The sequence below is a fragment of the Methylobacterium sp. WL18 genome, assembly GCF_008040015.1.
GTDB lineage: Bacteria > Pseudomonadota > Alphaproteobacteria > Rhizobiales > Beijerinckiaceae > Methylobacterium > Methylobacterium mesophilicum.
In genome coordinates, this window is record NZ_VRVD01000259.1 from 1 (window position 1) to 6,491 (window position 6,491).

The window sequence follows — 6,491 nt, forward strand, 5'->3', positions numbered from 1 at the left end:
GAGGGGCGCCTGCGACGGAGCCCGGGCCCGCGGGCTTTCCAGGCGGGTGGAGGCGCAGGCGCCGAGGGTGGCGCTCAGGCACAGGGCGGCGAAGGTCGGCAGGCTCGGGCGCAGCATCGGACCACTTCGGATCAGGCTTGGGAAAAGCGCACGGCGGCGCCTTGGCCCCTGACTCGATGGCAAATGCGCTGACGGCAAGGCGACCGCCCCGGCCGCACCCGAGTCCGCTGCGGACGGCGGACCTTTTCGCCCCGGTGTGGCCGGGGTGCCTCAGCTCCGGCGGTCAGACCACCCGCTCGACCATCATCTTCTTGATCTCGGCGATGGCTTTGGCCGGGTTCAGGTTCTTCGGGCAGGTGTTGGCGCAGTTCATGATCGTGTGGCAGCGGTAGAGCCGGAACGGGTCGTGCAGGGCATCGAGCCGGTCGCCGGTGTTCTCGTCGCGCGAATCGATCAGCCAGCGATAGGCCTGGAGCAGGGCCGCCGGGCCGAGGAACTTGTCGCCGTTCCACCAGTAGCTCGGGCACGACGTGCTGCAGCAGGCGCACAGGATGCACTCGTACAGGCCGTCGAGCTTCGACCGGTCCTCGGGGGTCTGGCGCCACTCCTTCTCCGGGGCGGGCGTCTCGGTCTGGAGCCAGGGCTCGATCGCGGCGTGCTGGGCGTAGAAGTTGGTCAGGTCGGGGACCAGGTCCTTCAGCACCGGCATGTGCGGCAGCGGGTAGATCCGGATCGCCCCGTCCTTGTCCTTCCGGGACATCATCGGCAGGGCGTTGTCGGGGCTCTTGCACTCCGCGATGCCCATCGTGCAGGCGAGCGCGTTCTGCCCCTCGATGTTCATGGCGCAGGAGCCGCAGATGCCCTCGCGGCAGGACCGGCGGAACACCAGGGTCGAGTCGACCTTGTTCTTGATCCACAGCAGCGCGTCGAGCACCATCGGCCCGCAATCGTCGCGGTCGACCTGATAGGTGTCGATCCGCGGGTTGGCCCCGTCATCCGGGTTCCAGCGGTAGATCTTGAAGGTCTGCAGGTTCTTGGACCCGGCCGGCGGCGCCCAGGAGCGTCCCGGCGTGATCTGGGAGTTTTTGGGAAGGTTGAACTGGGCCATTGCGGCGAGCCTTAATCCTGAGAGGCTATGATCAGCGAGCGAAAGCGGAGGCGGCCGGGTTCGACCGTAACGAGCGCGCCGGACGCGAGACCGTCGCCCATGCGATTGATCGCCTGCTCGACGAGGGGGCCGACATGGGCGGACAGGGTGATGTCCGTCCGGAGTTGCACGACGCTCGGCTTCGTGGCGCCCGTGCTCACCAGCAAGGTTCCGAAGTCGAGATCATTGGTGAGGATTGTGCGGTCTTCCGATCGCGCCCAGTCCACGATGTCCTCGTCCGGGGAATCTTCCGGCCCGACGCTCGCCCAATGAACGGCGTCGTGTCCGAGCTTTCCGAGGTAGTCCACCCAATCGGTCGAAAGATTCATGTCGATCACGAACCTCATGCCGCAGGCTCGAGCTCGACGTCGCGCGCTTGCGCGAGCCAAGCGCCGTACCGCATGGCTTCCAGCACATCCTCGTGTTCGAGATAGGGATAGCCCTGCAGCAACTCCTCGATGCTGACGCCAGCGCCGAGGTTGCCGAGGATCATGCCCACCGTCACACGCATCCCCCGGATGCAGGGCTTGCCGCCCATCACCGCGGGATTGACCGTGATACGCGGGAGACCCTTGAAGGTCCGGGTCATCAAGTCATCCTCCAGATGACCGGCAGGCCAGGACCTGCCGGCTTAGCTCTATCAGTACACCCGTGCCTTCGGCTCGATGTACTGGATCTCGTTCGACATCGTATAGGTGTGCACCGGCCGGTAATCGATGTTGACCTGGTGGCGGCCCTCGTCGAGCCAGGAGAGGGTGTGCTTCATCCACTCCTTGTCGTCGCGGTCCGGGAAGTCCTCGCGGGCGTGGGCGCCGCGGGATTCCTTGCGGTTGGCGGCCGATTCCATGGTCACCACCGCCTGGCCGATCAGGTTGTCGAACTCCAGGGTCTCGAGCAAGTCGGTGTTCCAGACCAGCGAACGATCGGTGATCTTCACGTCGGAGGCGGCGCTCCAGACCTTGTGGATCAGGCCCTTGCCCTCTTCCAGCACTTCGCCGGTGCGGAACACCGCGCAGTTGTTCTGCATGGTCTTCTGCATCTCGGCGCGCAGCTCCGCGGTCGGCGTCGAGCCGTTGGCGTGGCGGAAGCGGTCGAGGCGGTCGAGCGCCTTGTCGGTGGCGCCCTTCGGTAGTTCCTGGGCCCGGCCGTTCGGCTCGACGATCTCGGCGCAGCGCTTGCCGGCGGCGCGGCCGAACACCACGAGGTCGATCAGCGAGTTGGAGCCGAGGCGGTTGGCGCCGTGGACCGAGACGCAGGCCGCCTCGCCGATCGCCATGAGGCCCGGCACCACCGTGTCGGGGTTGCCGTCCCGCAGGGTCAGCACCTCGCCGTGATAGTTCGTGGGGATGCCGCCCATGTTGTAGTGCACGGTCGGGATGACCGGGATCGGTTCCTTGGTCACGTCGACGCCCGCGAAGATCTTGGCGGATTCGGAGATGCCCGGCAGGCGCTCGTGCAGGATCTTCGGGTCGAGGTGGTCGAGGTGCAGGTAGATGTGGTCCTTGTTCTTGCCGACGCCCCGGCCGTCGCGGATCTCCATGGTCATGGAGCGCGAGACGACGTCGCGCGAGGCGAGGTCCTTGGCCGAGGGGGCGTAGCGCTCCATGAAGCGCTCGCCCTCGGAATTGGTCAGGTAGCCGCCCTCGCCGCGCGAGCCCTCGGTGATCAGGCAGCCGGCGCCGTAGATGCCAGTGGGGTGGAACTGCACGAACTCCATGTCCTGCAGCGGCAGGCCGGCCCGCAGCACCATGGCGTTGCCGTCGCCCGTGCAGGTATGGGCCGAGGTCGCCGAGAAGTAGGCGCGGCCGTAGCCGCCGGTGGCCAGGATCGTGGTCTGGGCGCGGAACCGGTGGATCTCGCCGGTGGCTTGGTCGAGGGCGATGACGCCCCGGCAGCGGCCGTCCTCGTCCATGATCAGGTCGAGGGCGAAATACTCGATGAAGAAGTCGGTCTGGTTCTTCACCGCCTGCCCGTAGAGCGTGTGCAGCATGGCGTGGCCGGTGCGGTCGGCCGCCGCGCAGGTCCGCTGGGCGGTGCCCTTGCCGTAATCGGTGGTCATGCCGCCGAACGGGCGTTGGTAGATCTTGCCTTCGTCCGTGCGGGAGAAGGGCACGCCCCAATGCTCCAGCTCGTAGACGGCGGCCGGCGCGTTGCGCACGAGGTACTCGATCGCGTCCTGGTCGCCGAGCCAGTCCGACCCCTTCACGGTGTCGTACATGTGCCAGCGCCAATCGTCCGGCCCCATGTTGCCGAGCGAGGCCGAGATGCCGCCCTGCGCCGCCACGGTGTGCGAGCGGGTCGGGAACACCTTGGTGATGCAGGCGGTGCGCAGGCCGGCCTCCGAGCAGCCGACGGTGGCGCGCAGGCCCGCGCCGCCGGCCCCGACGATCACCACGTCGAAGGCGTGATCGTGGATGGTGTAGGCAGGCCCGCTGCCGTTGGTGCCGTTGGCGGCCATGATCGGCTCCTCGAAATGCAAGATGGCGGGGTTCAGGCCGGCTGTCCGAAGCCGATGCGCAGGACCGCGTAGAGGCAGGCCACGGCCACCAGGACCGCGTAGATGTTGTTGGCGAACACGGCGGCGATCTTCGTGCCCTGTCCGTGAATGTAGTCCTCGATCACCACCTGCATGCCGATCCGCATGTGGATCGTCACCGACAGGAGCGCCAGGATGAGAATGATCGAGACGAGGGGTTTGGCGATCAGCTGCGTCGCTTCGACGTAGCCCCTACCGGCCATGCTGGCGACGATCACCACGAAGGCCAGCATCAGGACGGCGTTCGCCGCCGCGGTCACCCGCTGTTGCCACCAGTGGCCGGCGCCGTGATGGGCGATCCCGAGGCCGCGGACGCGGGCGCGCGGGGTGCGGATGGAGACGCGGGTGTCCTGGCGGATCTCTTCCTTAGCCATGCCGGCCTCCCCTCAACGGACCAGAAGGGCGACCGCCCAGATGACGATGGTGAGCGCGATGGACCCGACCAGCGTCAGGCGGGCCATGCTCAGGCGCTTCTCCCGGTCGAAGCCGACGCCGGTGTCCCAGACCAGGTGGCGCAGGCCGCCGAGCATGTGGTGCATCAGCACCCAGGTGTAGGCGAACAAGATCAGCCGGCCGATCAACGAGCCGAAGAACCACGCGACGTAGGAATAGGCGGCCGGCCCGGATGCAAGCGACACCAGCCAGATCGCGACCAGCGCAGTCCCGCAGTAGAGCGCGGTGCCGGTAATACGGTGAAACACCGACATCGCCATCGTCCAGGTCCAGCGATAGATCTGGAGATGCGGTGAAAGCGGCTGTGCCACTGTCGGGCGGGCGGTGGGTGCCATTGGGTTGAAGCCTCGCAGCTGCGAACTGGACCGTCTCTAATCTGGTGGTAGCGCTAGTGCCTCCGGGCCCAAGCCGCAATGTGTCATGCTGCGGCGCAATGCGGGGGGCGTGTTGATAGCGCGGCGGATCTGTCACTTGAGTTGGCCCAGCAGGCGCCACCAGGCGTAATCGAGGGGTGCTGCGATCACGAGCGAGGCCAGGCCGAAGGCCAGGGTGAGTCGCGTGGCGTCCCGCAGGCGCACGCCGCCGAGTTCGCTGGCGAACACGATCGGGGGCGCCTGGTAGGGGAAGAACAGCGTCGAATAGCCGATCACCTGCACCGACACGACGGCGAGCGCCGACAGGCCGCTGGCCTGGGACATCTCCCCCGCCAGCGCCGTGTAGAGGGCTGGCGCCCCGTTGGCGGTGACGAGCAGCGTCAGGACCGTGCTGATGCCGGCGAGCACCGCGAAGTTCTGGGTCGGCGCGTCCGGGGTGAGCGGCGCGACGGCCAGCAGCCCATGGCCGAGCCGCGCCCCGAGGCCGGTCTCGTTCACCAGGGCGACCAGGCCCAGCAGCGCCGCGATGTAGAAGCAGGTCCGCAGGTTCACCTGCTGGAACGACTCGGGCGGCAGCACCCCGACCCGCGGCAGCAGGCAGATCACCGCGGCCGCGAGCCCCACCCAGGCCGGGGCGAGGCCGTGCAGGCTGTCGGTCATCCAGAGCGCCAGGGTGCAGGCGAGGATCACCGCCAGGCGCCGCTCCGCCCCAGAGACCGGCGGCAGCGCCGGGAGGGCCTGCGCGTCGGGGCTGAGCCGGTCGGGGAACAGGCGCACGATCAGCGCCACCAGCATGGCGCCCTTCACCACGGCCAGGACAGGCGCGTGCAGGACGAAGTAGGACAGGTAGGAGAGGTGTAGGCCGAGCACCTGCTCGGCGGAGCCGGCCATCACCAGATTCGGAACGTTGGCGGGCAGGATCGCCGCCGACAGGATCGGCGTCGCGACGCCGACCGCCAGGACCGCGCCGGTCCGCCCTGGCCGGCCCGGCGCCAGACCGAAGCCGTCGCAGAGCGCGAGCGTCACCGGGATCATCAGGGCGATCCGGCCGAGGTTGGACGGCATCACGAAGGCGATCAGGAAGCTGAGGGTCACCAGGCCGGCGATGAAGTGCGCGTAGGAGCCGGACAGGCGTCCGGCCAGCGCGCCGGCCATGCGGGCGCCGAGGCCCGTGCGGGTCATGCCCTGGCCCACGACCATGCCGGACAGGACCAGCCAGAACGCCGACGCCGAGAAGCCCGAGAACACGGTCGCGGCGCTTCCGAGGTGCAGCAGCATCGCCAGCCCGAAGAAGGCGAGCGCGGTGACGATCTCCGGCAGCAGCGCCGTGGCCCAGAGGCCCATGCACAGCACCAGCAGGGCGGCTGTCGCCGGAACGACCGCTCCTCCGCTCATCCGCCCCTCCCGCACTGCGTGCAAGAGCCTGCATGGGCCGGTCTGGAACCGTTCGCAATTCGGCAGTCCGCGACGCAGCCTTCGCGAACCGCGAAGGCCGACGGGTCCAGAAACCGTCCTCGCGCGTAAAAAAAGCCCGACCGTCTCCGGCCGGGCCTTCATGACAGCGATGGGGCCTTCGGACGGCGTTCAGTAGCCGTAGCCTTAGGTGCCGCAATAGGCCGGATCGTAACCGTAGCCGAAGGCACCGGTGCAGCTGTCGCCGTAGCCGTCGCCGGCCAAGCCGTATCCGACACCGCCGAGACCGTAGCCGACCCCCAATCCGAGGCCGACACCGGCAAGGCCATAGCCCAGGCCGCGGCCGTAGCCGCCTCCATAACCCCGGCCATAATAGCCGCGGTTGGCAAAGCCACGGCCGACGACGCCGCGATGGCCGATCAGACCGCCGCGTCCGGCATTGGCGAAGCCGCCGCGCTGGAAGCCACCGACTCCGACACCGCGGCCGACCCCGATGCCGGGATGACCGATACCCGCACCGCGGAAGCCGCCGCCGCCCAAGCCGGCCCCGCGGAAGCCGCCGCCACCC

Annotated in this window: 7 protein-coding genes and 1 pseudogene; all 8 read right to left on the minus strand. The window is 68.4% G+C overall.

The genetic code is table 11. The features are described from left to right. Positions 1-283: 283 nt before the first annotated feature. Positions 284-1,108 (minus strand): succinate dehydrogenase iron-sulfur subunit, encoded by an 825-nt coding sequence (locus FV228_RS17490; RefSeq protein WP_147855793.1) that lies wholly within the window; start codon positions 1,106-1,108, stop codon positions 284-286. Between the two features lie 11 nt (positions 1,109-1,119). Further along, positions 1,120-1,494: a DUF5615 family PIN-like protein gene (locus FV228_RS17495; RefSeq protein ID WP_147855794.1), complete on the minus strand. Its 375-nt coding sequence runs from the start codon at positions 1,492-1,494 to the stop codon at positions 1,120-1,122. Continuing rightward, positions 1,491-1,736 carry a DUF433 domain-containing protein gene (locus FV228_RS17500; protein WP_147855795.1) on the minus strand — a complete coding sequence of 82 codons (246 nt, stop codon included), beginning with the start codon at positions 1,734-1,736 and terminating at the stop codon, positions 1,491-1,493. The genes FV228_RS17495 and FV228_RS17500 overlap by 4 nt, the downstream gene beginning before the upstream one ends. A 51-nt stretch (positions 1,737-1,787) precedes the next feature. Continuing rightward, positions 1,788-3,605 carry a succinate dehydrogenase flavoprotein subunit gene (sdhA, locus tag FV228_RS17505; protein WP_147855796.1) on the minus strand — a complete coding sequence of 606 codons (1,818 nt, stop codon included), beginning with the start codon at positions 3,603-3,605 and terminating at the stop codon, positions 1,788-1,790. 32 nt (positions 3,606-3,637) lie between these two features. Beyond that, positions 3,638-4,057, minus strand: coding sequence for a succinate dehydrogenase, hydrophobic membrane anchor protein (sdhD, locus tag FV228_RS17510; protein ID WP_147855797.1), 420 nt, complete (start codon positions 4,055-4,057; stop codon positions 3,638-3,640). A gap of 12 nt (positions 4,058-4,069) precedes the next feature. Then, positions 4,070-4,471, minus strand: coding sequence for a succinate dehydrogenase, cytochrome b556 subunit (sdhC, locus tag FV228_RS17515; protein WP_147855798.1), 402 nt, complete (start codon positions 4,469-4,471; stop codon positions 4,070-4,072). Between the two features lie 132 nt (positions 4,472-4,603). Next, positions 4,604-5,905, minus strand: coding sequence for an SLC13 family permease (locus tag FV228_RS17520; RefSeq protein WP_147855799.1), 1,302 nt, complete (start codon positions 5,903-5,905; stop codon positions 4,604-4,606). A 204-nt stretch (positions 5,906-6,109) separates the two neighbouring features. Continuing rightward, positions 6,110-6,491 (minus strand): annotated as a pseudogene (locus FV228_RS17525) (hypothetical protein); the annotation flags it as partial.